At 57.9% G+C, this 26,606-nt stretch carries 17 protein-coding genes; 12 read left to right on the top strand and 5 right to left on the bottom strand.

Translation table 11 applies throughout. From position 1 onward, the window contains the following. Positions 1–59 precede the first annotated feature (59 nt). The 5 genes from wecB to ACIP66_RS01950 are packed head-to-tail and all read left to right on the top strand — an operon-like array spanning position 60 to position 8,478. A complete protein-coding gene (wecB, locus tag ACIP66_RS01970; protein WP_400644853.1) occupies positions 60–1,214 on the top strand; it encodes a non-hydrolyzing UDP-N-acetylglucosamine 2-epimerase in 1,155 nt (384 codons plus the stop codon). Continuing rightward, a complete protein-coding gene (nrfB, locus tag ACIP66_RS01965; protein WP_400644850.1) occupies positions 1,211–3,382 on the top strand; it encodes a cyclic di-3',5'-guanylate-activated glycosyltransferase NrfB in 2,172 nt (723 codons plus the stop codon). The genes wecB and nrfB overlap by 4 nt, the downstream gene beginning before the upstream one ends. Next, positions 3,379–6,540: a phage receptor gene (locus tag ACIP66_RS01960; RefSeq protein ID WP_400644847.1), complete on the top strand. Its 3,162-nt coding sequence runs from the start codon at positions 3,379–3,381 to the stop codon at positions 6,538–6,540. Before nrfB ends, ACIP66_RS01960 begins: the two co-directional genes overlap by 4 nt. After that, positions 6,540–7,418 (top strand): DUF4434 family protein, encoded by an 879-nt coding sequence (locus tag ACIP66_RS01955; protein ID WP_400644845.1) that lies wholly within the window; start codon positions 6,540–6,542, stop codon positions 7,416–7,418. Before ACIP66_RS01960 ends, ACIP66_RS01955 begins: the two co-directional genes overlap by 1 nt. Further along, positions 7,402–8,478 (top strand): GGDEF domain-containing protein, encoded by a 1,077-nt coding sequence (locus tag ACIP66_RS01950; protein WP_400644843.1) that lies wholly within the window; start codon positions 7,402–7,404, stop codon positions 8,476–8,478. The genes ACIP66_RS01955 and ACIP66_RS01950 overlap by 17 nt, the downstream gene beginning before the upstream one ends. 106 nt (positions 8,479–8,584) lie before the next feature. Here ACIP66_RS01950 and ACIP66_RS01945 read toward each other — a convergent pair whose 3' ends face one another. Further along, positions 8,585–10,141, bottom strand: a complete 1,557-nt coding sequence (locus ACIP66_RS01945; RefSeq protein WP_400644840.1) for a transporter associated domain-containing protein — start codon at positions 10,139–10,141, stop codon at positions 8,585–8,587. Positions 10,142–10,469: 328 nt separating this feature from the next. Next, the gene (locus tag ACIP66_RS01940) at positions 10,470–11,510 is read right to left on the bottom strand and encodes an Ldh family oxidoreductase (protein WP_400644838.1); all 1,041 of its coding nucleotides are present in this window, start codon (positions 11,508–11,510) and stop codon (positions 10,470–10,472) included. 231 nt (positions 11,511–11,741) lie between these two features. Between ACIP66_RS01940 and ACIP66_RS01935 the strand changes: the two genes are divergently transcribed. Next, a complete protein-coding gene (locus ACIP66_RS01935) occupies positions 11,742–16,496 on the top strand; it encodes a dermonecrotic toxin domain-containing protein (protein WP_400644835.1) in 4,755 nt (1,584 codons plus the stop codon). A gap of 58 nt (positions 16,497–16,554) precedes the next feature. On the opposite strand, the gene ACIP66_RS01930 is transcribed toward ACIP66_RS01935, so the two are convergent. Continuing rightward, entirely contained in the window at positions 16,555–16,824 is a 270-nt protein-coding gene (locus tag ACIP66_RS01930) for a PepSY domain-containing protein (protein ID WP_053120534.1), read from the bottom strand. A 153-nt stretch (positions 16,825–16,977) separates the two neighbouring features. On the opposite strand from ACIP66_RS01930, the gene ACIP66_RS01925 reads away from it, so the two are divergent. After that, positions 16,978–17,982: a FecR family protein gene (locus ACIP66_RS01925; RefSeq protein WP_400644832.1), complete on the top strand. Its 1,005-nt coding sequence runs from the start codon at positions 16,978–16,980 to the stop codon at positions 17,980–17,982. A gap of 56 nt (positions 17,983–18,038) precedes the next feature. Here ACIP66_RS01925 and ACIP66_RS01920 read toward each other — a convergent pair whose 3' ends face one another. Next, complete coding sequence (locus ACIP66_RS01920; RefSeq protein WP_400644830.1) at positions 18,039–20,384, bottom strand: acylase; 2,346 nt, start codon at positions 20,382–20,384, stop codon at positions 18,039–18,041. A gap of 295 nt (positions 20,385–20,679) precedes the next feature. On the opposite strand from ACIP66_RS01920, the gene ACIP66_RS01915 reads away from it, so the two are divergent. Then, positions 20,680–21,054 (top strand): fe2+ zn2+ uptake regulation protein, encoded by a 375-nt coding sequence (locus ACIP66_RS01915; protein WP_053120540.1) that lies wholly within the window; start codon positions 20,680–20,682, stop codon positions 21,052–21,054. A gap of 18 nt (positions 21,055–21,072) precedes the next feature. On the opposite strand, the gene ACIP66_RS01910 is transcribed toward ACIP66_RS01915, so the two are convergent. Beyond that, a complete protein-coding gene (locus tag ACIP66_RS01910) occupies positions 21,073–21,261 on the bottom strand; it encodes a hypothetical protein (protein ID WP_053120542.1) in 189 nt (62 codons plus the stop codon). Positions 21,262–21,418: 157 nt separating this feature from the next. On the opposite strand from ACIP66_RS01910, the gene ACIP66_RS01905 reads away from it, so the two are divergent. The 4 genes from ACIP66_RS01905 (at position 21,419) to ACIP66_RS01890 (ending at position 26,590) form a co-directional block, all read left to right on the top strand. Further along, complete coding sequence (locus tag ACIP66_RS01905) at positions 21,419–21,559, top strand: hypothetical protein (protein ID WP_400644826.1); 141 nt, start codon at positions 21,419–21,421, stop codon at positions 21,557–21,559. Between the two features lie 241 nt (positions 21,560–21,800). Further along, the gene (locus tag ACIP66_RS01900) at positions 21,801–23,048 is read left to right on the top strand and encodes an MFS transporter (RefSeq protein ID WP_400644823.1); all 1,248 of its coding nucleotides are present in this window, start codon (positions 21,801–21,803) and stop codon (positions 23,046–23,048) included. Positions 23,049–23,058: 10 nt separating this feature from the next. Continuing rightward, positions 23,059–24,189: an acyl-protein synthase gene (locus ACIP66_RS01895; protein ID WP_400644821.1), complete on the top strand. Its 1,131-nt coding sequence runs from the start codon at positions 23,059–23,061 to the stop codon at positions 24,187–24,189. Between the two features lies 1 nt (position 24,190). Next, positions 24,191–26,590 (top strand): aldehyde dehydrogenase family protein, encoded by a 2,400-nt coding sequence (locus ACIP66_RS01890; protein ID WP_400644819.1) that lies wholly within the window; start codon positions 24,191–24,193, stop codon positions 26,588–26,590. Positions 26,591–26,606 lie beyond the last annotated feature (16 nt).

Below are 26,606 nucleotides of genomic sequence, written 5' to 3'. Positions count from 1 at the left end.
AAGAGAACACACGCTGCAGACTATCTGGTCACAGCGTTGCCATGTCCCAGGAGGGGTCAATGTCTTTTAAAGTCATGATGGTTTTCGGTACGCGCCCGGAGGCCATAAAAATGGCCCCACTCGCTCGGGTTTTGCGCCGGTGGCCAGACATCCAACTGAACATCTGCTCCACCGGCCAGCATCGCGAGATGCTCACGCAGGTGCTGGACGCCTTTGAGCTGACGGTCGATGAAGACCTGCAAGTGATGACGCAAGGCCAAACCCTCAACGGCTTGTCCCAACATCTATTAGCTCAGCTCGATCAAGCTTACGAGCGGGTCAAACCTGACATCGTATTGGTACACGGCGACACCACCACGAGCTTCATCGCCGCCCTCGCCGCGTTCAATCGACAACTGCCGATCGGCCACGTCGAAGCGGGCCTGCGTACCGGCAATCTGCGCGCGCCGTGGCCGGAAGAGGCCAACCGCCGCTTGACCGGCGTCATTGCCGATCTGCATTTTCCGCCAACGTCCAAATCTGCGGCCAATCTGCTGCGCGAAGGCGTGCCTGAGGAAAACATCGAAATCACCGGCAACACCGTCATCGATGCCTTGCTGTGGATGCGCAAACACCAAGAGCAAACTCAGTGGCATCCCGCCGCCGATTCGCCGCTGGCCGTACTCGATGATCAGCGCCGGATGATCCTGGTCACCAGCCACCGTCGGGAAAATCTCGGTGGTGGTTTCAACAACATCTGTCTGGCCTTGGCTGAGTTGGCCGATCGCTACCCGGACGTGCAATTTGTCTACCCAGTACACCTCAACCCGCTCGTACAAGAAGTGGTGTACGGCATGCTCGCCAACAAACCCAACATCTATCTGGTTCCTCCACAGGACTACCCGAACTTCGTCTGGCTGATGGGCCACGCACATTTCATCCTCACGGATTCCGGCGGCGTACAGGAAGAAGCGCCGGCGATTGGCAAGCCATTGCTGGTACTGCGCGATGTCACTGAGCGCCCTTCCGTACTGGAAAGCGGCACGATGCTGTTGGTCGGCACCGACAAGGCACGCATCATCAACGAAGCTTCGCGGTTGCTTGATGACGAAGAGACCTACACGCGCATGAGCCGCGTACACTTTCCCTACGGCGATGGTCACGCCAGCGAATTGATCGCCACCCGCCTCCACGCCTGGTTGAGCGCTCGCTCGACGGCGGGTGACGGGGTATGAGTCTGGGTTGGGTCGATTTTTTTGCGTATGTGCTGTTTGGTCTCAAATATGTGGCGATTGCCCTCGCCCTGCTGATGTTCTTCCTCGGTCTCGATGACCTGTTCATCGACCTTGTGTACTGGAGTCGCAAGCTGATCCGGCGCTGGCGGATCTACGATAAATTCGAACGCGCCGACGAGCAGCGGCTGTACGCGATTGCCGAAAAACCGCTGGCGATCATGGTGCCGGCGTGGAATGAAGTCGGTGTGGTCGGCGAAATGGCCCGCCTGGCGGCCTCGACCATCGATTACGAGAACTACCAGATTTTTGTCGGCACCTACCCCAACGACGCCGAGACCCAAGCGGACGTCGACGCGGTCTGCCAGCACTATCCCAACGTACACAAAGTGGTCTGCGCCCGCCCCGGCCCGACCAGCAAGGCCGACTGTCTGAACAACATCATCGACGCCATTCTGCGTTTCGAGAGCGAGGCGAAAATCCAGTTCGCCGGGTTCATCCTGCATGACGCCGAAGACGTGATTTCACCGATGGAGTTGCGTCTCTACAACTATCTGCTGCCCAACAAGGATCTGATCCAGATCCCGGTTTATCCGTACGCGCCGGAATGGAAAGGGTTCACCGCCGGCCACTATGTCGACGAGTTCGCCGAAAACCACGGCAAGGACGTTATCGTTCGCGAAGCCCTGACCGGTCAGGTGCCGAGCGCCGGTGTCGGTACGTGCTTCAGCCGCAAAGCGATCAGCGCCCTGCTCGAAGACGGCGACGGCATTGCCTTCGATGTTCAGAGTCTCACCGAGGACTATGACATCGGCTTCCGCCTCAAACAAAAAGGCATGAAGTGCATTTTCGCCCGTTACTCGGTGAGTGATCCGAAACTGGCGCTGGAGCAGCCGTGGGCGTTCGGCATGAACCGCGAATTTTCCCAAGTGATCTGCGTGCGTGAGCATTTTCCTCGCGACTTGCAGCACGCGATCCGGCAGAAATCGCGCTGGATAGTCGGCATCGTGTTTCAAGGCACCAAAAACCTCGGCTGGAGCACCGGCCTGCTCAACTATTTCCTGTGGCGCGATCGCCGCGGGTTGATCGCCTACATGCTCAGCTTTCTGGTCAATCTGCTGTTCGCAGTGCTGCTGGTCATGTGGTTGGTGACGGTGATTTCTCCGGATTCCTGGCGCTACCCGTCGATTCTTTCCGACAGTTCATTACTGCCGGTGCTGCTCTGGCTTAACGGTTTCATGCTGCTCAATCGTCTGTTCCAGCGCGGCTGGTTCGTGACCCGCTATTACGGTCTGGTTGAAGGCCTGCTGTCGGCGCCACGGATGATGTGGAGCAACTTCGTCAACTTCTTCGCCAACTTGCGCGCGCTGCGTCAAGTCATGGAAATGGGCGATTCGCGGCGCGTGGCCTGGGACAAGACCACCCACGAATTCCCTGCGCTGACCAAGGCACAACGCGTACCGCTGGGCCATCGTCTGGTCGAGAAAGGCTTGATCACCGAAGAGCAACTGGAAGCCGCCATCACCAGTCCGGTTCGTCGCCGACTCGGTCGGGAATTGTTACTGCGTGGGTATATCGACAGCACGCAACTGGTGCAGGCACTGGCCGAGCAGCTTGATCTGGAGTGGGCGCCACTCAACCCTTTCAAACTCGATAAGCGCCTGATTGATGCCTTGCCGCGCCGCATCGCCTCGCACTACGGCGTTCTGCCCGTGGCCGAGGAAGGCGAAACACTGGTGCTCGCCTCCGAAGGCCCGGTCAGTCAGGTCTCCCTCGGCGCCATCAGCCGACAATTAAAGCGTCCGGTGCGTAGCCGTCTGGCACCGCAAGGCCGTGTGACTCTGGGGATTCGTTACTGGTACGCCAGCCCCCGTCAGAATGAGGAAGTGCGTCATATGCTCCAAGTGCTTGAACGTCATCAGGACGATGAAGCCTTGCTGGAACGCGTCAGCCGCCATCAGGTGTTGCTGGGCAACCTGTTGCAAGTTCGCGGCATGGTGCCGCCCACTCTGTTCAATCAAGCGCTGATTGATTTCGATGCGGAAAACATGTCGCTCGGCGAGCACCTGATCGACCGCGGCATGATCACCCGCGAAGTACTCGAACAGGCGCTGGCGGATCAGACGAGTGAACAGCAAGCTGCTTACCGCATTGTCCGGGAGGTCGCATGAAGCCTGTTTACCGTCATTCCCTGATGATGGGCAGCCTGTTGCTTGGTTTGAGTACCGCGTACCCACTGCAAGCCGCACCATTGAGCGAGTTCGAACAGTTCCGCAGCTATCCCTATATGGATCGCAGTTACCGCGAGGCGAAAAAAGGTAACTGGAAAGAAGTCGAACGGCTGATGCGACACCTGCTGGAAAAGGTGCCGAAAAACGATGAGGCGCGTGCCATGCTGGTTGAGTCGCTGGCCAAACAGCGGCGCTATCAGGACGCCGTTCAAGCGTTGCCGAACGATAACAGCGAGGCAGTTCTCGATTTGCGCCTGACCTGGATCGAACAGGATCCACCGACCAGCACTCAAGTCGAACACTGGATGGCCACCAGCAGCCTCAACGACCGTGTGCGGTTGTGGCAGGCCTACAGCTTGAGTCTGGCCAAATTCGGCGGTGCCGCCAAAGCCCACGACTGGCTGGCACACTTGGCGCCCAAGGGTGACGACAATATTCTGCGTCTGGCGCGCTCGAACTGGTCCGAGCAATTGCGTGACTGGAGCGGCACCATCGAAGAACTCGCGCCGCTGGCGGCGCGTCAACAACTCGATGGCGAAGGCTGGCAACGGCTGGCCAATGCCTACGTGCAACGCCTTGATGAGCAACCGCTGCAACAACTGCTGCAACAGGCGCCAAGCCCTGAAGCGGCGCGCAAAGTTCGACTGGCGATGGTCGATCGCGCCATCGCCATGGGTCACGATCAGCAGGCTCAGCGCTGGCTGCAATCATTGCCGGCGTCGGATCTGGCCGATCCGGTACAACGTCAGCGGCTGTGGGAGCTGGCGCGGCAGACTGATGATGTGCCGACTGTCCAGCGTCTCAGCAACGACTTGCAGCGCCCTTGCCTGGAAACCGTCGACTGGCTGTCGCGGCACGATCCGGAAGCTGCACGGGTGCAACTGCGTGGTTGTCAGCCAACAGATGATCCCCAGGCCTGGCTGGTTCTGGCGCAACGTCTGCAAGCCACCGACCTGTTGCAAAGTACACAACTGCCGCAGCCCTGGGACAGCCAGCGGCAAGCGCAATTGCTCAATGTCTGGCAGGAACAGGGTGAGAGCAGCAAGGTCATGGTCTGGCTCGCCGGTCAGACGCAAACCCCTGCGGTGGTCAAACGCCGCGCAGAGCTAGCGCAGCGCATGGGGCGCCGCACTGAAGAACAGACCTTGTGGGAATACCATTACCGCCAGACCGGCGATCTGGCCTCGCTGAATCAGGCCAGTTTTCTCGCGTTCAATAGCGGCGATCGCGCGCACGCACAGCAATTGCTGGAAAACGCTTACGACCGTCATGGCGGACGTCTGCCAGCCACCGCGCTGCAGCGTCTCGCCGGGATCTACGCCTCTTTGACAGAGATCACGCCGGCCCAACAGCAACGCATGGCTTCGTTGATCGGTCGTGTCGACGGCGCCACTCGCGGGCAATTGCTCGCACAACTGGCAGAAAAAGGTCAGTGCGATGTCGTGCAGCAGGCCATCGGCCGTCACCCCCAAGCAATTGGCGACTTCCGCGCCCTCGGCCGTTGTGCGATGCCCGATCGACCCGGCGAAGCCGTCGTTTATTACCAGCAAGCCGAGAAACTTGGAGACCGCAGCAGTCGTTTGCCTTTGGCCTATGCGCTCGAAGCTGCCGGCGATTCCGCGGGTGCCTTGGCGATCTGGCGCAGCATCCCCGCTGCGGAGCTCACAGACAACGCACGTCTGACCGCCAGCCGCAGTGCTCTGAATGCCGGCGATGCGCAAACCGCCGAGCGTTTCTGGCAACAGAGCAACACTCGCGGGGCTAACGAATGGTCGCTAGGCGCGGCGATTGCCGATGCTCGCGGCGCGCATGTACAGGCGCTGGAACGCCAACGCCAGGCCTTATTAAAAGCACCGGATGCCGGGCACTTTTATGCCGCCTCGGTCACCGCACAAAAGGCTGGTGATTTGTCACAAAGCACCGCATGGCTGGCCGAAGCCGTGCGCCGCGATCCGGAAAACCCACGCTACCGCGCCGATTACGGCATGCGTTTGTCGGGCGCACAAACCCGCGAAGAGCGCGCCAGGGCAATCCCTTATCTGCAACAGGCGACCCGCGACTTCCCAGAGGATTATCGTCTGGGCGAAACCCTGGCCTGGCGCTACGACGAAGTCGAGGACAGCGCCTCCGCGCGTAAAGAACTGCGTCGCGTGATCGACCTCGAACAGAACCCGGTTGCGGCGGACGACGAAGACGGCAGCATGGAGGCTCGTCGCTATCGTCAACGCCGTGCTCATGAGGCCTTGTCCCGGCGGGATAACTTCACGATTGCCAGCACCTGGTCGCCGGCCGGGGTATCGACCAACGACTTTTTACGCGCCGACGATAACGAAGGCAGCAAACGTGTTGCGCAGTCGCAAAACGTGCAGGTCGCCATGTGGGATCACGCGCTCGGTGAGGAACCAAGCCGCGCCGGCAGTACGTTGTCGGTTTATGGCCGTGCTTTACTGGGCGGCATCGGTCGCTCCAGTTACGCGGAGTCCTTCGCAACCGGCGTGGGCTTGCGCTACAAGCCGTGGGGCACGGCCAACATCAACTTCTACGCCGAAATCTACAAGCAGACCGGTGTCAGCGATGACGGCAGCAACGGCATGCGTCTGGGCGAATTGTTCAATCCCGGTAAAGTCTGGGATCAAGGGCATGACTACGACCGCTATGGTCGAACCAGCACCGACTACCTGCTACGCGCCACCGCCTCGTTCCTTGATCAGGGCAAGTACCGCAACGATTGGCGCGTCGACGAAAGTGAATGGGATGAACGCTTCCTCTACCTCGACGCCGCCTGGTGGACCAAGGCCGGCGATCACCAATGGTTATCGCGTTTCCAGCAAGGTCATACGTGGAAACTGCCGTTCAATGGCGCACAAACGATCATGCCGTACGGATTTCTTGAATTCGCCAGCCAGGATCCGAGCAACGACTGGCGTCAGGATTTGCGCACCGGCGTCGGTTTGCGCTGGCAATGGTGGTACGACGATGACCGCTACAACGCCTACCGCTCGAAACTGACGGTACGTACCGAATATCAACAGTCGCTGGGCGGCAATTTGTATGAAGGCGGCAACGGTGTGCTGCTGGGCGTGGAGTGGAATTTCTGATGGCTCGCTGGATAATGTTTTTCTGCTTGTTGCTTAGCGCCGTCACTGTGCGTGCTGATGAGCGTGTGTTCTATCAACCGCTTAATGTCGATGCCAGTCTCAGCCAGACGCAATGGCAAAAAATCTGGCAAGACAGCGCAAAGCAAGGCACGCGGACGCTGATCGTGCAATGGACTGCGTATGGTGACTCGGACTTCGGTGGTGCCAATGGCTGGCTCGCCAACAGTTTGAAACTGGCGCAGCGGCAAGGCTTGCAGCTGGTACTCGGATTGAAAATGGACCCGGCCTACTACCAGCGCATCGATGAACTCGACAGCGCCGGCCTCGCCACTTATTGGCAGGCGCAATTGGGCCAGACACTGGCGCAGCAGCAAAAGCTGCGCAAGGACTGGAAGTTGCCGGTAACGGGTTGGTACCTGCCACTGGAACTCGACGACTTGCATTTTCTCGCCGCAGAACGCCGGGCGACGTTGCAACGCCAACTGACGGATCTGGCGGGCAAACTGGATGCTCCGCTGCACATCAGCGCATTCAGTGCCGGCAAACTCGCCCCGTCGGTCAATGGAAAGTGGTTGGGCGATCTGGCGGCTGCCGGAATTCAGGTCTGGTGGCAAGACGGTGCGGGTACCGGGCGCCTGGCCCCGTTGGTACGCACCGGTTATGCCGGCGAACTACCCTGCTCGGTGGGTATCGTGCGTGAGGCGTTCCGGCAGGTCAGCCGCGATGGCCAGCCATTTCTTGCCGAGCCCAGCGCACCTGACGTGACATCTACCGGTTGTCATCCAAACGCCGTATTTTCCCTGCGTTACCGCCCATGGGGCCAGGTGATCCTCGACAACCAGCGCAAACATCAGGGTATCGATGTACAAAATCATTGAAGACGAAGTGCTGAAAAAAACCGCGCCGGCGGCAGTGCGCACCGAGTTCGTCCAGCACGAATTCGAGCGCCTCCACCGGTTCAGCGTGTTGATCTTCCTCACCAGCACGTTCATGTGGCTGGTGTTTGATCTGATCGTCAGCTTCCTCGGCGGCCAGGGCTTCACTTGGCGTTCAATGGTTTTTCTATTGCTGTTTTCGATTCTGACCGTCGTGCTGGGGTTCACCCGCAAGGCGCGTCATTTTGATGTGCTGACCGTGCTCTTCGTACTCGGTCTTACTGTTGGCGTCCGGCTCATTGTCTACGGTGTACCGGACATTGTGCAGAGTTCCTGGCTGGTGCTTGCCGCCGCCAGCATGCTCTACAGCATCTCGGTACTGCCCTTAAGTCGCGTGGCGTTTTTCGTCGTGCAACTGATCATCTGGTCGTTGCTCAACCCGTTTATCAATACCAGCATCAGCCTCTTCGAATTGCGAGGGGTCATGACGGCTTGCTACAGCGTGTTTCTGTGTGCACTGACCATCTACACCTTTCTCAAACTGCGCGAGGCCAAGCTCTACAACTACATCATGTCGCGGTTGCTGCTGGATCAGGCCTACAACGATACCCTCACTGAAATCCCCAACCGCCGTTCCTTCATGACCCTCGCGGAGAAACACCTGCAAACGGTTCCGCGCGAACACGATCATTACTTATTGATGATCGACATCGATAACTTCAAGAAAGTGAATGACACCTATGGGCACGACATCGGTGATGATGTGCTCAAGCGCGTTGCCGCCGACATCAAAATGGTGATGAGCGCGCATGACTTTGCTCGATTGGGTGGCGAGGAGTTTGCGATTTATCTGACCGATGTTAGCCGCGAGAATGCCGAAGCACTGGCCGGGGAATTGTGCAGACTCGTGCGCGAACAACCGACGAAGTATCCGGTGACCATCAGCATCGGCGTAACCCAGGTCGAAGAACACGACACCCTGACTCAGGCGTTGATCAAGGCGGATGATGCGTTGTACGAATCAAAGAATTCGGGGAAGGATCGCTACACATTTCATCGCTGATATGTGCGTTATCTCTAAGACCGACTTCGCGAGCAAGCCCGCTCCCACATTTGAAATGCATTCCAAATGTGGGAGCGCGAAGGGGCCAGTAAGATCAGCAAATCAATCAGTCATTTTTTATCAGCAACACCCGCGTCACCCGCCGCTCTTCAACCGCCACCACCGTCATCTGCCAGCCTTCGTATTCCAGACGATCGCCCACCATCGGCAAGCGATCCAGCAAACTCATCACCAGACCGGCCAGCGTTTGATAATCCTCGTTGGGCTCAGCGCCAAACCCTGTGCGCTGCCGCACCCGTGTCAGGTTCAGCGCACCGCTGACCATAAACCCGCCCTGCTCCTCAGCCACATCGGGGCCTTCAACTTCACTGGCGTCGGGTAATTCACCGGCAATCGACTCAAGGATGTCGGTCATGGTCAAGATACCGACAAAATCACCGAATTCATTGACCACAAACGCGATGTGGGTCGACGCGGCACGCATTTGCTCCAATGCGTTGAGAATCGAATAGCTCTCGAGCAGATTGATCGACTTGCGCGCCAAGTGCTCCAGATTCGGCTCCTCACCGGCCAGATACTCTTTGAGCAATTCTTTCTTGTGCACGAAGCCCAGTGGTTCATCCACCGCGCCATCGCGAATCAACGGCAATCGCGAGTAGGACGAATGCATCAATCGTGTACGAATCGCTTCGGCGTCGTCGGCCAGGTCGATGTAGTCGACATCGGCGCGCACAGTCATCAGGACACGAATCGGACGTTCAGCCAATTGCAGAACGCCGCTGATCATCACGCGCTCGCGGCGGTCGAACAGTTCCGTACTCGGCGCTTCGCCGTTGTCGAGCAGGTCGGAAATCTCCTCGCCCACTTCCTCCACTGCCAGTTTGCGTCCGCCCAGCAGACGCATGACCGCGTGGGCCGTGCGCTCACGCATCGGACGCAAACCCTGCATCGAGCGTTTGCGACGGGCACGGGCAATCTGGTTGAACACTTCAATCAGAATCGAGAAGCCGATGGCTGCGTACAGATAGCCTTTCGGGATGTGGAAACCCAGGCCTTCGGCGGTCAGGGCGAAGCCGATCATCATCAAGAAGCCCAGACACAACATGATCACCGTCGGGTGCGCATTGACGAAGCGTGTCAGCGGCTTGCTCGCAACAATCATCAGGCCGATGGAGATGATCACCGCGATCATCATCACCGCCAGTTCATCGACCATGCCGACAGCGGTAATCACCGCGTCCAGCGAGAACACGGCGTCGAGCACCACGATCTGCGCGACGATCGGCCAGAACAGCGCATACGCGGTGTTAGAGGTGCGCTCGCCGACATGACCTTCCAGCCGTTCGTGCAACTCCATGGTTGCCTTGAACAACAGGAACACACCACCAAACAACATGATCAGGTCGCGACCGGAGAAACTCTTGTCGAATACCTCGAACAGCGGCTGCGTCAGGGTCACCAGCCAGGAAATACTCGCCAACAGGCCCAGGCGCATGATCAACGCCAGCGACAGGCCGATGATTCGCGCGCGGTCACGCTGATGCGGCGGCAGTTTGTCCGCCAGAATCGCGATGAACACCAGGTTGTCGATGCCGAGCACCAGTTCCAGCACGATCAAAGTCAACAAGCCTAACCAGGCCGTGGGATCCGCTAACCATTCCATAAAATATCTCGATCTCTCTTCAGTAAATTCAGGCTGCCGGACACGGCGAAGTGCAACGCGATAGCTCTGAAGCTGCGTTGTCTACGATAGTCGGGTGTCGGAAAACCGGATGCTGCGAGTGCGTCAAGACCGCGCCGTGGCGCATGGGAAACGGATAACTGGGAGGCTCCGAGAGGGTGTTCATGCAAATCCTGAAAGGAAAAAGGCCTTGAAGCGTACAGGCAGAAGCGGGCCTTTCCCCAGTCGCAAATTATTTCAAAATCTGTAAAGCACAGCTTTGATGGGCTGCCGAAGCCTCTCCGGCAGCCGATGGAGTCCACTGATAAACCTAGTGTCCGGCCAGCCGCTGCAGCTGTTCCAAAGTGTCTGTCTCCAGGGCAATGCCGTACTTGAGCGACTTCTCACGTTGCAAATGCCGACGATCACCCGGCAGACGCTTGAGCCCGACGCCGTGCATTTGCCGCACCAGTTCATGGCTGCGCTCGGCAAAACTTTGGCCCGACGCCTTAGAGGGATCAATCACGATCAGCAACTGACCGGTCCATGGCGTTTTCGCGCCGGGATGATTCTTCCAGTCGAACTCGAACGAGAAGTTTCCACCGGTGAGTGCCGCCGCGAGCAACTCGACCATCATCGACAGCGCCGAGCCCTTGTGCCCGCCAAACGGCAACAGCGCGCCACCTTCCAGAATGGCTTTCGGATCTTGCGTCGGCTGACCAAGGCTATCGACGCCCATTCCCGGCGGCAGGCGCTCGCCGTTGCGCGCGGCAATCTGCACGTCGCCGTGCGCAATGGCACTGGTGGCCAGATCGAAAACGATCGGCGCCGCCCCGGCTTGTGGCGCGGCGAAAGCAATCGGATTGGTACCGAACAATGGCCGATCGGCGCCGTGCGGCACCACGCACGTCATGCTGTTAACCACGCTCAGGGCGACCAGGCCCTCCTCGGCGAACGGCTCAACGTCCGGCCACAGTGCCGCGAAGTGATGGGAATTGCGGATCGCCAGCGCCGCGATCCCGGCGCTGCGTGCTTTCTCAATCAGTAACGGACGGGCCGCCGCCAACGCTGGCTGGGCAAACCCGTTACCGGCATCAACCCGCACAAATCCGGCAGCGACATCCTCCACCAGCGGCACAGCCTGCCCGTTGACCCAGCCACTTTGCAGGGTCGACACATAACCGGGGATACGGAACACGCCGTGACTGTGCGCCCCGTCACGCTCTGCGCCGGCACAGTTAGCGGCCAGTGATCGAGCGACCTGCGCAGAGGTGCCGTGGCGCAAAAAAATCGTTTCAAGCAGTTGCGTCAGTTCTTCGAGCGACAGCGTGGATAAAACAGCAGCAGACACATGATCGGATGGCGCAGACATCTGAAGCTCCAGATTAATTATTGGAGGGAACAACAGCGTACGAATTCGCGAATCGATTAATCACGCCTGTAAGGCAGCGTGTCAACCCTTGCCGAGGGCAACGGCGTCACAGACTGGCACACTCTCGGGCACTGGGTGCGGTAACTATGTACCGCACGCATCTCTCTTTCGCCCCATAACCTAGCGACTCTATCTTCCGGCGCTACCGATGCGCCCTGTCGAGACTCGCGCATGTCCGCACCTTTTTCCCCGTTGTTGTTTCCAGAAACCTTGAAGTCTCCCGGCCTCTGGGCTGAGTTGGGCCGAACCCACGGTTTGTCGAGCAAGGATTTCGACTGGCTGGCCCATATTGAACTGGCTACTCAGGCGTTGCGCAGTGAACAAGTGCCGCCGATGCTGGCCCAGCGCATCTTACTCAACACTGACGAATCCCCCGCCGAACCCTTGGTGGGCAGTTTTCTTCTTGGCGCCACACCGAACGACCGCGGCGAGATTCTCTACACCCCTTACGAAGGCATCAAAAAACACTACAGTCGCGTCGATCTCGTCGAGCAATTGGAAAAACGCCTGAATTCCTCCGGCGACGCCGAACGGTTGTTGGCTTTTTTACCGATATCCCGGCGCAAACGCCTACTGGATTCAGCGGCCATCCGGGTCACCTTCGAAACCATTTCTGGCGATGTATTCGATGATCAGCAGGCCTTGATTCGACAGGCGCAACGCGTGAACGCTGAAGCCATGCTTGTCGAGTTGCAACAGTTACCCTCACTCAACGCATTGCTTGAACAGGTCATGGATGGATTGCTTGGAAACGCTTTTCCCGGCCTGCAACATCGCCTTACACGTGTGAGTTTTTATCTCAATCCCGACAACGATCAAACCCGACACTGGCTGGACTCCATGAGCCTGAACGACGCCGTGTTGATGTATTACCGCAATCAATGCTGGCCGGCCGGCCAGTTGCACGAATTTTCCAACCCGGCCATGACGCCGCGATCCGGGGATGAAGCGCTCTGGGAGAACGCCGTACTCAGCGCTTCAAGAAAATTGGCCGCGTTGTTGTTTGCGCAACTCGAAGCTTACTGGCAGGCCCCTTGCGCCGACGGCTCTACCCGTCGCGACTTTTTCGCTCAAGCGCTGGATGATCAGGCACGGGCCGAACTGCTGCTCAAACGCGAAACCAATATTATCGGTGCCGCGCAATTCGTCACGCTGCACCAAATGATCGAGCCGCTGCCTTCCGCCTCTCGGCTGCCGACCATCGAAACGGTGCGGATGTGGGAATACCAGGCCAATTACGTGGAGCTGGCGGGCTCGTTGATGATCAGCCACGACCACGCTTATCTCTACACCCCTACACAGGGCTTGCAGGTGCTCAAGGACTACCTCGATCTCAAGGAGACCTTGCTGAGGAAATTCAGGAGCGTCGGACACGAAGATGAACTGTACGGCCTGTTGAATCTGGAGGAACGCAACCGTTTCATCGGCTACGACCGCCCGCAAGTGACAGGGGAAATCGTTTCCGGCGAGATCTTCAAAGTGCTGTTCGAGTTGATCATCACCAAACAACGGCAGAACATTGATTACGCCTTGCAGGTGTTTCGCCACAGCGATGGTGCCGTTGACATACATGCGCTGGCCGACAAGGCGCTGGACATTCGCACGATGCTCCACGAGCAGTTACTGAACTTCGACGCCGACGAGCGCTGGAGTACCCGCCCGGCATTGTTCGGGCGCGAACAGCCTTCGTGGGTATTAGCCGACAAAACCAGACTGGCAATCAAGTCATTCGCCGACGTCAAAGCGCCCATCGTTGTCGAGTTCGCGGCGCAACCACTCACGCCAGCAACGTCGCAGCGCAATTACCTTGAGCAAATGAAACCGAGGCTGGCCCATGCCCTGTTCGTAGGTATTTGTGGCGAAGCGCGCATGCGGGTGATTTACGGCACGCTCCAGAAAGCACAGAGGGCGATAGTCGATAACGTTTTTGATGCCGACCAGCCGACACGCAGCAACCGTCGTCCACTGAATGGCTTTCGCCCCGATGCATGGTCGCTGACAGTGAATTGCTCCGGAGAGACAAAACCACTGCCCCTCGATCAATGTGTGTTGCTGACGGAACGCGGCGGTCTCGATACAGAACACTCCGGACGCGTGATCTTGTGGACACCTGCCTGGGGACTGGAAGCGTTTGACGACATCCTCCGCGCCCGACAAGCGCTGAACTTCCGGCTTCTCGACAGCGTTCAACGGCTTCCTCTGTTGGAAAACCTTCGGCCGTCACAACAACTGCTCCACCGCCGGTATTCGTTAGGCTCGTTGCAACTGATCGAGGGCAATGTGCTGGAGACCTGCATGCAATCGGCCATTGATCACTATCTGGCTCGTTGCGAACAATTACGTGTACGCCTGAAGGATTCCGCTCGACTGACAAAGGCTCTGTCTTTGCTCAGCAAAGCACCGCTGGAAACCAACTTGCAACGCGCCGCGGATGTTGCCCAAGCCATCAGGCAGCAGCAATTGCTGCCGGCCTGGCTAGGCATGGCGCCGCTTGCCGAGCAACAGCTGCACTTCGAGTTATTGGAGCAGTGGCGCAATAGCGTGACGGACGACAAGGATTATCTGCACGGCATTCCTTCTCTGTCGAACTACGTAGAGGCAACGCTGAAAACTTTGCTCGACGCGCAATTCCCCGGCAGCCACCTTGAGCCGCAACGAATAGAAATCACGCCCAGTCTGGCGCTCGCCGGACCTGCGCAAAGCCTTCCCGAGTTTGCCCTCAATCACATCAATATCGCCCAGGGCACCGGCTTCAGCGTGGCCTCGAAAACCAGTCGAGCCCTACCGCCAGGACTCGATCAATCCGTCGTCAAAAAAATGCTGGCGTCGCTGAAGATTCCGAGCGCCTACGCAAAAACCGTTACTGATGCCCTCGCGCAAGACGTTCGCAAACAGCGTTTTCACCGCCAGCTACCTTGGCAATTGTTGCAACACGCGCATGCTCTGAAGCTGCAGCAACGCTTGTCTGACAAAGCTTTCAACCTGGTAACGCAAGTTCTGGACATGCCGGACGGCAAGGCCCGCGCAACCGTAGAAGGCGCACACGCAACTATTTCCCCGTTGTCGCTGATCAAGACGCCACGAGCTATACCCGTTGAAATACCAGGCATGTATGTCATCGGCGCAAACGATAGTCTGCGAGTGCTCTATGCACCCTATGACGAGGAGGTGTTTCGAGAGTTTGCAACAGACAGCGACCTGATCGCCGCGCTGAATACACCGGGTAGCCTGCAAAATCAGCTTATTCGACGCGCACCCGAAAACCAGCAAGCGTCCCTGCACGGACTGCTGCACTCGAGCATTGGCGAAGTCAGTGAAATGACATTGGCGATGAGTCCGCTCACCGGCAATATTCTGCACCATCTCTACGACGACAACACTTCGCTGCTGCCCCACCTGCTCGCGAGCCAATTGAAAAGTACCGCGCAGTCTGATTGGGAAGCTGCAAAAAAACTCTTCAGTGGGGGTATCAAACTGATATCCACCATCCTCCCGGGCAAGCTCGCCTACCTCTCCTTTCTGTGGCGAAGCTACAAGGACTTCAAGGAATCGGCAGAGGATTTACAGGATCACCATTGGAATCGCGCGCTACACGCATTTATTGCAGGCGCACTGCAAATGGTCAGCATGGGACGCTTGTCGATCGAGGCGTCTGCAGAATCGACGGCCGTGCCCGAGGAATCAGTGCCGGCGGCACCGCACCTTGATCGGATTAAACCCACCGCACCATCGCGCACCGAACTGCACCCTTTTGAAAGCAACGCAGTTGCCCTGAAAGACCTCAGCCACCAACTCGACACCGGTACTTACTTCAACACCACGGACAAGCGCACCTACGCGGCTGTCGCGGGTAAGGTTTATCGCGTCGAAAAACCCGGCCCGGTTTGGCAGTTGCTGAATGAGCAGACCCACGGGCCATCGCTCATAAAAATCGGCACTCAGCTGATTCTCGACCCTGACCGGCACACCGTCCATTACGGCAAGGCGATGTCCAAGATGTACAACCGCTTCGCCGCCGACCGCGAACGCCGGCTGGTATTGAACATCGAGGCACTCGGCATGGAGGCCATCCGCCGCAAACACCCGGACAAAGCGCGGATGCTGGTGCAGGCCATCGATATGGCCCGCTATTACGCATTCAACAGCTTGCATAATCTGGCACAACTGCGCAGTGCACCGGTCGGCACCCGACTCGATCGCTTCCTCAAACAGTTCTTTGATGTGAGTCAGATCGACGACACGCTGATCAACAAAATAAAACAGGCGATCGTCCCGGTGTGCACGGCGCTGGTAGATCCGAGTGAGGACTTGATGAACACCGACCGCTTCGTCATTGGTTCGAACAAATACCCCGGCGCCAACCTGATTGCCTTCGTCCTGGATGAGGATGAGCAACGCAAGGTGCACTTCACCGAAAAATTCTTCTCCCAGCAACTGGACTGGTACAAATCTTCTCTGACCGAACCCTTTAATGTCGACGGGCATGCCCAGGCGTCCGTGCTGATTCATGAATTCGCCCATCAAATCTGCAACGCCGTAGACATTGCCTCGCTGGAAGCCCGCCGGCCCTTCAGCGATTTGATCGAGACCCTTACCGGCCAAGGCATCGCGATGAAAAACACTCAGCAGACGTTCCAGCGTGAAGCGCTGTCGTTGGCCACTCCGCGACAAGAGCTGTTTTCGCGCTGGAGCAATAAGCAACAAGCCTGGATTGGCTTCGATCAACTGCCTGACATGACCCACGTCAGCCGACAGATACTCGACGCCACGCTGAGCCCCACGCTGAACGACGCACGCAATGCCTTCCTCGATCAACAAACGCCACATCCGCGCATTGATACTATTTTGCGCAATGCCGACTCGATTGCTTTCCTGATCGGCGAGATGGGCCGGCAATTGGATCCGGCACCAGTCATTTCGCCGTAATCAGGCAAAAAAATGCGCAGGCCAGGCCTGCGCATGATTGAGACAAGGAACTGTGACGTCAGTCTTTCTGATCCCGCAAGACATTGCCCGAAGCACCGTCGATGCGGAACTCGTACACAACGCCGTCGGCTTTACGCCCTTCGCCTTTCCAGTAACCGTTGTTGTCGGCTTCGATTTCGTAAACCTCTACGTAACCGGCTTTGGTTTTGACGATTTCGATGGCTTTCTCAATGGTGATCCAGCCTGCACCGGGCTTGTCTGCCAGCGCGGCGCCAGCGCTGAGCAAGCTGGCGGTGGCAATCAGGGCGGCAAAAGTTCTTTTGATCATTTTTTCAATCCATTTGTGGATAGTGCGCGAGGGTGTCCTGTTTTTTTGGGCGCCCAAGGGAAAAATAAGTTCCACTTTGATGGGTAATTGCCATGACGGATGTTCTCGGCAACTGATCGTCAAGGTTAGAATGTGCGAAATCAGGACGAGTCAATGACCCAAGACACTCTCTCGGAAGCCGAATACGATGCGATCACCGATGCCGCCGCGCATTGGTGCATGCGTGTGCACGCGGCTGATTGCACGGACGAAGAGCGACGCGCGTTCGAACAATGGCTCGATGCTCACCCGCTGCATGCGTTCGAATATGAAGCGATGCTGGAAATCTGGGACGTTGCCGAACATCTGCCGCGCCCCGAAGTTGACATTGTCGTGCCGATCAGCCGCGCGCCGTCACGCTCGTGGCGACATTACGCGGTAGCCGCTGGTGTTTGCGCCATCGCATTACCGCTGGCTGCAGTCGCTGGCTGGAACCTTGGCTGGTTGCCCAACAGCTATCAGCATTTCGCCGCCACCGACAACGTACGTCAGGTCACGCTGGGTGATGGCAGCCAGCTCGAACTGAATCTGAACACCGAGCTGACCTTCAGTAATTACAAGGACGAGCGCCGCGTCACCCTGGAAAAAGGTGAAGCGTTCTTCACCGTCAGCCATGACATGAGCCACCCGTTTGTCGTGCGTGCAGGCGAAGGCAGGATTCGTGTAACGGGCACACGTTTCAACGTCTGGATGTATGAAGACCAGGTGCGGGTCAACCTGATCGAGGGTTCAGTGCTGGTGACCAGCAACACCGCATTGTCGGGTGATGGTTTGCGTCTCGGGCCGTCGATGCAAGCTCGCTACAAGCATGGTGATTACATGCCGCAGATCAGCCAGACCTACCCCAACGACAGCGCTTTGGCCTGGCGTAGCGGCAAACTGGTGCTCGACAATCTGTCGCTCAACGACGCACTGCCGCTGATCAATCGCTATCTGGACAAACCGTTGATGCTCAACGATAACGCGACCGGTGCGATTCGCGTGGGGGGCATTTACAACATCAAAGAGATGCACAATCTGCCAAGCACCCTGCCTAAAGTGCTGCCGGTCTATCTGTCGCGCAACAAGGATGGCGACCCGGTGATCAACGCGCTGCCACAACAACCGCCAAAAAGCTGAAGGCCGCGCCCCTTGCGGGATGCGGCCCCCATTTTTAAAGTCGGCAATAGCCGTTTTTACTGCGCTGCCACTTTTCCAGTCTTATCCAGTGCTTCGCGGATTGTCTGTATCTGATACTGCGGATCCGCCTGAATCTGCTGTTCGGTAAACGGCAGGACGCTCCATTGTTTCTTCGAGAACGCTTCAGTCTGATCCCGCGAATACTTCGATGTCGGATCACTGGACAACGAGAACGCCAACAGTCCTTGCGCGTGCGGGCCCTTTTCATCGAACGTGACCACTTGCAGGTAGCTGGTGCCGCTGACCACTTCCAGTTTGCCGTCCTCACGCGGTACGCTCTGAATCGCGTTATAGATCCCCAAAGTACCCGGCCCGCCATGAATCGGCGTCTGTTGCCCGCCACTGCTGACCACCTGAATATCGCCCCAGCGAGCGTCAGACTTGAGGCCCATTTTTGCGCTCAATGCGACCGACGCCAACATGGCCTCGCGAAGCGCTTTGGCCACCGCTGGCTGCTCAATAGCCAGACCACGTGGCGTGTTTTGCGCATCCTTTGGATCGAACGCCACCCGCCAGATATCCGGAGATTCTTGCAAGGCTTGCATGATGTTCTGGAAGTGCACCAGGCCCAGACCCGAATCCAGATTGGCCCGGCCGTCCCACGCTCTCAGGCTGGCACACAGCGGTTTCAGCGCAGCAGTGTCAGTACCTGTTTCATTGGCGCAGAATTTCAGCAGATCCGGCACAACCTGACCCGCCAGATACACCTGGTCGTCCATCACCATGTGCTGGAGATCCTTCACCGCCAGGGTAGCGTTTTTGCTCAGGCTGGCGAGACGATTCAGGGCAAAACGCGAGCGCAGCCCCAACGGTTGACCCTCCTGACTGATCAGCGGCGAGAACCCGGTCAAGGGTTGCGCCGGATTCGCCAGCCAGGCGGAATCATTGGAATGCTGTACGAAATCCTTGCGCAGTAATTGCGGCAGCTGGCTGGAGGCAAAAATACCTTTCTGCGCGGCTGCCGGATCAATGTCCCAGGCGCAAGCGCTGTTCGAGCCGTCCAGAATGATCATCTGCAAACCGATACGCGGATCGCTGCACTTGGCCAGTTTGTCGGCACTGACGTTGGGCACCACCGACAGGTTCATATACAGCGTCTGTCCCTTGTCATCCACGGCGAGGGTATTCACCCAGGGAATGCCTTGAATTTTGTGCACCGAATCCTGCAAATCCTTGAGGCTGGCAGCCTGATTCATTGCGTACCACTGTTTGAGTACGCGATCGTTCTCAAGGTTGGCGTCGCGCAAACTGTACGCGTATTGATTATCCCAATCGAGCTTGCCCGGCCACTGCACCACCGGGCCGAACTGCGAGCTATAAATGTCTCGCGATACCGGCACGACTTGGCCGTCCGCCTGCTTGACCTGCACCGTTACGGTCTGCTTGCTCATTGGCAGTGATTTGCCATCAAGCATGTAGTGCGTCGGATCTTTTGGATCGAGTTGCAGGCGGTAGAGCGTGAAGTGTTTCGACGAGTCGACCGTGTGCGTCCACGCCAAGTGCTGGTTGAAACCGATGTTGATCATTGGCAGGCCCGGCAGCGCAGCCCCCATAACGTCGAGCTTGCCGGGGATGGTCAGGTGCATCTGATAGAAACGCATGCCGCCGACCCAAGGAAAATGCGGATTGGCCAGCAACATGCCGCGACCATTAAATGAACGCTCGCTGCCAACGGCCACCGCGTTACTGCCGCGATCCAGGGCGAAACGTTGCTGGCGCAGGTCGGCCATTTGATAAGCGTGATGATCGTGCTCGATCCGGGCAGTGGACTGTGGCGGTGTCGCACCCGCCAATGCTTCGGCGAATTGACCAACACCACCTTCAACCAGCAGACGCCGCGTCAACTTGACCAAATCTTCAGTGGAAATGTCGCGCACCCATTCGCCTTGGCATTGCTGCGGCAGGCCTTGCTGGCGACGTTCGGCAAGATATTTGTTGTAGCCGGCGGCATAACCTTCGACCAGATCCTGCACTTGGGAAGTCTGTGCCTGCCAAAAACCATTGACCGCTTCAGGCGTGTTCAGCCAATTGAAAAACACATCGCTGACGCGATTTTCGCGCTCTTCCACGGTGAACTGATCCGGGCCGAAATAGCGTGAGCGCTGACCGTTGACCGTGACGATCTCGTTGGCCAGCAGACAGAGGTTGTCTTGCGCGTAGGCGTAGCCGATGCCAAAACCCAAACCGCGTTCGTTGTCAGCGCGAATGTGCGGCACGCCAAAAGCGGTACGCCGAATATCGGCGCTGGCCTCAGTGGCGGGACTGAGTGCATGGGCGGAAAAACTTAGCCCGAAGGCCATACCGGCAAGGGTCAGCCCAATTAACTGCCTGGAAATAATCACGCTCGCTCCTGATCGAAATGCCGAAGAGCGCAGGCGTGCCTGGCCTGAAAGGACGGGCATCGGCTCCGCTCTGAAAACACCCACGCGTCCACGCGCAATGAGCCTTTGCAAGTAACGAAGCCGAGAAAAAAAATTTAGGCCGCCGAACAGCGATCTGAAGCCGTAATTACGGAGAAAAGACGAATTTCCGACAAAATTTCTACATTTTTTCTTTCATGATTTCTCGTGCTGATTCGTCTTGTTTAGAGAGAGCACAAAAACCTTTCCCGATCTGGCCCTGCAAAGGAGTAATCGCATGTACAACTCGCAACTACCATCGGACGGTAGCCAGGCGCCACAAGGGGCTTCCATGAGCTCCCTGGCGAGCGATTTCGGGCAGCGTGCCGACCGTCACGGCAACGAACGGATCCGCCTGCTACTGAAAAGTTTTGGTCTGCGCACCAGTCTGATCCGCCTGAAAGTCATCGACGCCCTGCTGGTCGCGGCACAAAGCGAACGTCGTCTGGGCGTTCGCGGTGTCCACAGCCAATTGCTGGATCTGGACATTCCGCTGTCATTTCTCAGCGTCCGCGAAGTCCTCAAACGACTGTGCGCCGAAGGTGTCATCACCTTCAACGCCGACAAGAGTTACAGCCTGCATCCACAAGCTGCGGCCGTTCTCAACGAGTAATCCGTACAGCGATCGCCGTCAGGATTTGACCTTGCGGCGCATCACGGCGTTGATAATCACCACGATCACCGCCACGGCGATGGCAATGTACTGAAACATCTTTTCAGTGATCATCCCGGCGTTTTGCGCCCAGGACAGGCCGAGCATGATCGCCAGTACCGACACGGCAATCAGAATCGAATAAATCAAACGTTGCTTATGGGTCATTGCGGTTTCCTGAAACTTTGAAATGTATCCGGTTTGTATCTGTTTGCATGCCATGCGCTTACCGTTTCACGGGGATGCGCCGCTGCAATCTGGGTCTCATGTTACAGCCGATGAAGAGTTTTGGCTTCATGACGGCGTAACCATGAGGATTTTTGAAATGCTGCGTCGAATCACCTGGCTGATTCCCGTTCTTGCCGTGCTGACCCTGAGTGGCTGCATCATCTTCCCCCACGGCGGCTGGCACGACGATCACCATCGTTACTACCAGGGTGGCCCTGGTTATTATCAACATCGCTAGAACAGGATTGTTCGCCCTGCCCGCTCTTCTCTGAATGAACGCGACAGGGAAATCACCCAGCCGATCCACTGCACACAATGCCCGCATTCAAGCGGGCATTTTTGTGTGCGCCGATCCGCCAGTCCAGCGCTTAAACAAGCCGCAAGCATTTGAAATCTAATGTCGCAGCAAACCGTTAGGCCACCGGATGGCGCGCGCCTAGGATTTGAGAATCTTTTTCGACTCGCAAACAAGGATGTTTATGCAGAGGACACTTATCAGGATCCACCGTCGACAGGCCATCGGATTTTGTCTGGCCATAATGGCGTTTGAATTGCTGACCTACATGGCCAGCGACATGATCATGCCGGCCATGCTGACGGTAGTGACGGAGCTGGATGCCGATGTGCGTCACGTGCCAAACGCTTTCAATCTGTACCTGATTGGCGGTGTCTGCCTGCAATGGCTGATCGGGCCATTGTCGGATCAATGCGGGCGGCGACCGATGCTGCTGCTGGGTTGCGCACTGTTTGGTATTTCCTGCGCGGTTGCCTTCATAACCGACAGCATCGAAATGTTCAATCTGCTGCGCTTGCTGCAGGGCATGGGTTTGGGGTTTGTGGTGGCCGTCAGTTATCCGGCCCTTCAGGAAGTTTTCTGCGAGGCGGACGCCGTGCGCCTGATGGCATTACTCGGCAATGTGGCGCTGTTGTCGCCCTTACTCGGGCCGCTGCTGGGCAGCCTGCTGCTGGAATGGGTGAACTGGCGCGAGCTGTTTCTGGGACTCGCGCTGGCGGCTGGCGTGGTCTGGGTCGGGCTATTTATCTGCATGCCTGAAACCGTGGGCACTGTGCGCCGGGACGGACGGGCGCTACACCCGGTGGCCTTCTCTTGGCGACAGACCCGTCAGCGTTATCTGGCCCTGCTGGCCAATCGCAGTTTCCTCGCTGCAAGTCTGGCGCTAGGCCTGATGAGCCTGCCGTTGATTGCCTGGATTGGCCTTGCCCCCTTGTTACTGATCCAGCTGCTGGGCCTGACTTCGGTTGAATATGGCCTTTGGCAAATCCCGATTTTCTCAGCAGTTATCGTCGGCAACCTGATGCTTGATCGTTTATTACTGACGCACTCGATACCCGAATTGATAGGCCTGGCACTCTGGCCTTTCAGTCTTGGATTGCTGGCTCTGGGCGTGTGCGCAGTGATTGGCACAACCATCACCCCGGTGATTGCCAGCCTGGCGCTGTACGCCATCGGGTTGGGCATGAGCAATGCCGCTTTGTATCGAATGGCACTGTTTGCCAGTGATGACAGCAAGGGGCTGGTGTCCGCCATGATCGGCATGATTTCGATCACCGTGATGGGCATCGGCGGCTCGCTGATTGCTGCTGGCGGCGGTGGCTCACGCGTTGAATTCTTCGCACTCTGGTCAGCCTTCGGCGGCCTGCTGTGTTTGCCTTTTCTCTACGGCTTTTTACAAGGCGCGAAAACCGCGCCACCTCCACCTCAATAAAGGATTATTGATGACTCATCTGCCCTATAGCGACGCGCTGTGCGCGTTGCCGCAGCCCTATTGTCGGACCTCGGCCCCCGCAGGACTGTTCGATCAAGCCATGGCCGAGACCAGTCGTTTTCATTGCCGGCACACCCCCGGTTACGAGCACTGGCTGAACAGTCATGGAATAAATGTGCATGACCTCGACAGCCTGGACGACTGGTCAACATTGCCGCCGATCTTCGCCAGTTTTTTCAAGCGTCACCTGCTGCTCAGCAGCACCGGTGAGCACGCACTGGAACTGACGTCTTCGGGCACCAGCGGCGAACAAAGCCGTATGCGCTATGACACACGCAGCCTGGCTGGCGCCCAGTTCATGGTCGAACGAATATTCGATCATTACGGCTGGAACACTCCCGAAACCCCATGCAACTACTTGCTTCTGAGCTACGAGCCAAAAGATCGCATTACCTTGGGAACCGCGTATACCGATCAGTTTCTCTGCCGTTTTGCGCCAAAAAATCGCGTGATCTACGCCCTTCGCAATACGGGCGACGGTCATCAGTTCGATGTATTTGGCGTGATCGCTGCTCTGCAATCCTTCGCTGAAAAAGGCCTGCCGGTGAGGATATTCGGCTTTCCCGCATTTCTCTGGCAGGCCCTGCAGCGAATGCAGGCGACCGGTGTAGCGGATTTACAGTTACCGCCGAATTCGCTGGTGTTTTTCGGTGGTGGCTGGAAAACCCAGGCCGAGCAGGAAATCCCAAAAGCGCAGTTATATGCGCAAATCCACCGGCAACTGGGGATTGAGCCGTCGAATTGTCGCGATGGTTATGGAGCCGTCGAGCACGCAGTGCCTTACGTCGAATGCGCTGAGCATCACTTTCATGTGCCGGTGTATTCACGCGTCTACATACGCGATCCCGGTGACTTTCGCGTGTTGCCCTATGGCAGGCAAGGCTTGTTGGGATTCGTCTCGCCCTACATCTCGTCGAGTCCTGCGCATGCGGTAGTGATGAGTGACCTGGCCACGTTACACCCCGGCGAAAGCTGCAACTGCGGCCTGGAAAGTGACTGGTTTGAACTGCATGGCCGCGCCGGCACCAGTGCCGGACGCAGTTGCGCCATGGCCGCCGCCGAACTGCTGGGGGATCACTGACATGTTTTTGATTAATGGACAGCTGAATCCCCAACGTAGCCTCGATGACGCACTGCACACTCTTTATGCGGATCTGCCACAGCGCTTGAGCATGCCCTTGCGCGCAGAAACGGTGATCAGCGCAGCAATCCGGTTCGCCGAACAATTGCGCGACGGCAGCACACTCGCGCTCGACGCCGAGCAATGCCAAGCGTTGATCAACTTCTGCCAGGACGATGTTTTACGCCACAAACTTGCGCGCGAACTCGGCGATCAACCAACCTCACTGCGGCGTATTGATTACCGTCAGCCACGTTTCGAAAGCTGGCGCGCATTGGGACTGGTCGTGCACATCACGCCGGGCAACGCGCCGTTGCTGGCATTCTGCGCGGTGCTTGAAGGTTTGCTGGCCGGCAACGTCAATTGGCTGCGCCCCAGCAGCAGCGATCAAGGATTGACCGCGCGTCTGCTTCAAGCGCTGGTGCAATGCGATGCCAGCGGACAACTCGCCGGCTACATCGCCGTATTACCGGTGACCACTGCGCACATCGGTCAGCTGTGCAAAAAGGCCAACGGCGTCGCCGCCTGGGGTGGAGAGTCCGCGTTGCGGGCCATCCGCCAACAGCTGCCGCCCGGTTGCCGCTGGATCGATTGGGGCCATCGCATCAGCTTCGTTTACATGACACCGGAGGCGGCATCAGCGCAGGCGCTGGATGCCGTGGTCGATGAGGTCTGTCGTCTGGATCAGCAGGCGTGCTCCAGCCCGCAATGGCTGCTGGTGGACAGCGATGACCCTGCGGCTCTGCGCGACATCGCTGACAAAGTGGCCGAGGCCTTTGAACGTCGCGCCGGGCAATGGCCAGCGTTGCAACCCACGCTGCAAGAAGCCTCGCAAATCACCACCCAAACGCAGATGACCCGCTTGGCGCAGAGTTTTGCCGGGCAGATGGGGCACGTCTGGAGCGGATCAGGCTGGCGTGTAATTTGGGCGCATACCCGCCAATTGAGCCCCTCACCGTTGTTTCGCAGCTTGCTGCTCTTCCCGGTGCCTCGCGCGCGAATCAGTGAAACCTTGCTGAATTGGCGAAACGTCCTGCAAAGCTGCGCGCTGGTGTGCGAGGACAGCCAAATCAGTGAGCTGACGCAAACGCTGATCAGCGCCGGCGTCACCCGTCTGGCGCCGGTCAATGTCATTCACGACGGCTATGACGGCGAACCCCACGACGGCGTCTATGCGCTGCAACGGCTTAGCCGTCGAGTGTCGGTCAGCCTGTCCGCAACCACACTGCCGACCCACGCAACCCTTGACCCACTGCCACTGGCGCCCGTCCGCAACGGTCAGCCGATCATGAGTAAAGACGCCTTCGTCTCGCAGCCCATCAATCCGGCAGCGCAACTGTATTTTCGCTCCGGCGGCAGCAGCGGCCTGCCGGCGTTGGCGGGTTTCAGCTACCGCGACTTCGAGCGGCAGATGCGTGCAACGGCCGATGGACTATTTGCGGCTGGTCTGGATCCGCGCCGTGACCGGGTCATGAATCTGTTCTTCAGTGGCGGGTTGTACGGGGGGTTCTTCAGCTTCGCCAAAGTGCTTGAGCTGCTCGACGTTAGCCACCTGCCGATGGGTGCCCCCGCCGATGATGAATACGCTGAAATCGCGCAACTGATCGTCGATCAACGCGTCAACGTGCTGATTGGCATGCCGAGCACCCTGCACCGCTTGTTCCTTAAAGAGAAAGAGCGACTGCAAGCGTACGGCAACATCGAAAAAGTCTTTCTCGGAGGTGAGCACGTCAGTGAGCAAAGTCGCGATCTGCTGCAAAGTTGCGGCGTTTCCCACATCCGTTCGGCCATCTATGGCAGCGTTGACGCGGGCCCGCTGGGCCACGCATGCCAGGCGACCGGCGATGGCGTGTTCCATCTGCTAAGCGATATCCAGCACCTGGAAATTATCGGGTTCGATGACGACGTCGCGGTGAGCGGTGATGGCGTCGGCCGACTGATCTTTACCTCAACCGCCCGGGAGGGCCAGTTCGTCGAGCGTTATGACATCGGCGACAGTGGTCGCTGGGTGCCCGGGCATTGTGCTTGCGGGCTGCTCTCGCCGCGTTTCGAACTGATGCAACGCCACGGAAAACTGATTCGTATCGGCACCGATTTCATTTCCCTGAGCGAACTGGCCGAGCGCCTGCAAAGCCCTTTCCAACTGTTGCTTGACCACGCACCCGACGGCGTCGAACGCATGCACCTGCGCTCGGAACTCTCATCAGAGGAGGCCCTGACCCGCCTGGCCAGCTATTTGACGCTCGCGACCGTCGTGCAGAGCGGATTGTTGGTGCTCGAAGTTGAAGCCTGTTCCGTCGAACACTTCACTCGCCACAAACACAGCGGCAAGACGCCGATATTCATCGACTCACGGCGTTAACAGCCGACTTATTACA

The organism is Pseudomonas sp. NPDC088429 (genome assembly GCF_044753305.1).
Taxonomy (GTDB): domain Bacteria; phylum Pseudomonadota; class Gammaproteobacteria; order Pseudomonadales; family Pseudomonadaceae; genus Aquipseudomonas; species Aquipseudomonas rustica.
Note: the sequence above shows the minus strand (reverse complement) of the source record. Positions and strands in the feature narration are given on the sequence as shown.

Bases quoted from the DNA above. Each gene is read 5' to 3' on its own strand.
- wecB (WP_400644853.1), top strand. From the start codon at position 60: ATGTCTTTTAAAGTCATGATGGTTTTCGGTACGCGCCCGGAGGCCATA.
- nrfB (WP_400644850.1), top strand. From the start codon at position 1,211: ATGAGTCTGGGTTGGGTCGATTTTTTTGCGTATGTGCTGTTTGGTCTC.
- ACIP66_RS01960 (WP_400644847.1), top strand. From the start codon at position 3,379: ATGAAGCCTGTTTACCGTCATTCCCTGATGATGGGCAGCCTGTTGCTT.
- ACIP66_RS01955 (WP_400644845.1), top strand. From the start codon at position 6,540: ATGGCTCGCTGGATAATGTTTTTCTGCTTGTTGCTTAGCGCCGTCACT.
- ACIP66_RS01950 (WP_400644843.1), top strand. From the start codon at position 7,402: ATGTACAAAATCATTGAAGACGAAGTGCTGAAAAAAACCGCGCCGGCG.
- ACIP66_RS01945 (WP_400644840.1), bottom strand. From the start codon at position 10,141: ATGGAATGGTTAGCGGATCCCACGGCCTGGTTAGGCTTGTTGACTTTG.
- ACIP66_RS01940 (WP_400644838.1), bottom strand. From the start codon at position 11,510: ATGTCTGCGCCATCCGATCATGTGTCTGCTGCTGTTTTATCCACGCTG.
- ACIP66_RS01935 (WP_400644835.1), top strand. From the start codon at position 11,742: ATGTCCGCACCTTTTTCCCCGTTGTTGTTTCCAGAAACCTTGAAGTCT.
- ACIP66_RS01930 (WP_053120534.1), bottom strand. From the start codon at position 16,824: ATGATCAAAAGAACTTTTGCCGCCCTGATTGCCACCGCCAGCTTGCTC.
- ACIP66_RS01925 (WP_400644832.1), top strand. From the start codon at position 16,978: ATGACCCAAGACACTCTCTCGGAAGCCGAATACGATGCGATCACCGAT.
- ACIP66_RS01915 (WP_053120540.1), top strand. From the start codon at position 20,680: ATGTACAACTCGCAACTACCATCGGACGGTAGCCAGGCGCCACAAGGG.
- ACIP66_RS01910 (WP_053120542.1), bottom strand. From the start codon at position 21,261: ATGACCCATAAGCAACGTTTGATTTATTCGATTCTGATTGCCGTGTCG.
- ACIP66_RS01905 (WP_400644826.1), top strand. From the start codon at position 21,419: ATGCTGCGTCGAATCACCTGGCTGATTCCCGTTCTTGCCGTGCTGACC.
- ACIP66_RS01900 (WP_400644823.1), top strand. From the start codon at position 21,801: ATGCAGAGGACACTTATCAGGATCCACCGTCGACAGGCCATCGGATTT.
- ACIP66_RS01895 (WP_400644821.1), top strand. From the start codon at position 23,059: ATGACTCATCTGCCCTATAGCGACGCGCTGTGCGCGTTGCCGCAGCCC.
- ACIP66_RS01890 (WP_400644819.1), top strand. From the start codon at position 24,191: ATGTTTTTGATTAATGGACAGCTGAATCCCCAACGTAGCCTCGATGAC.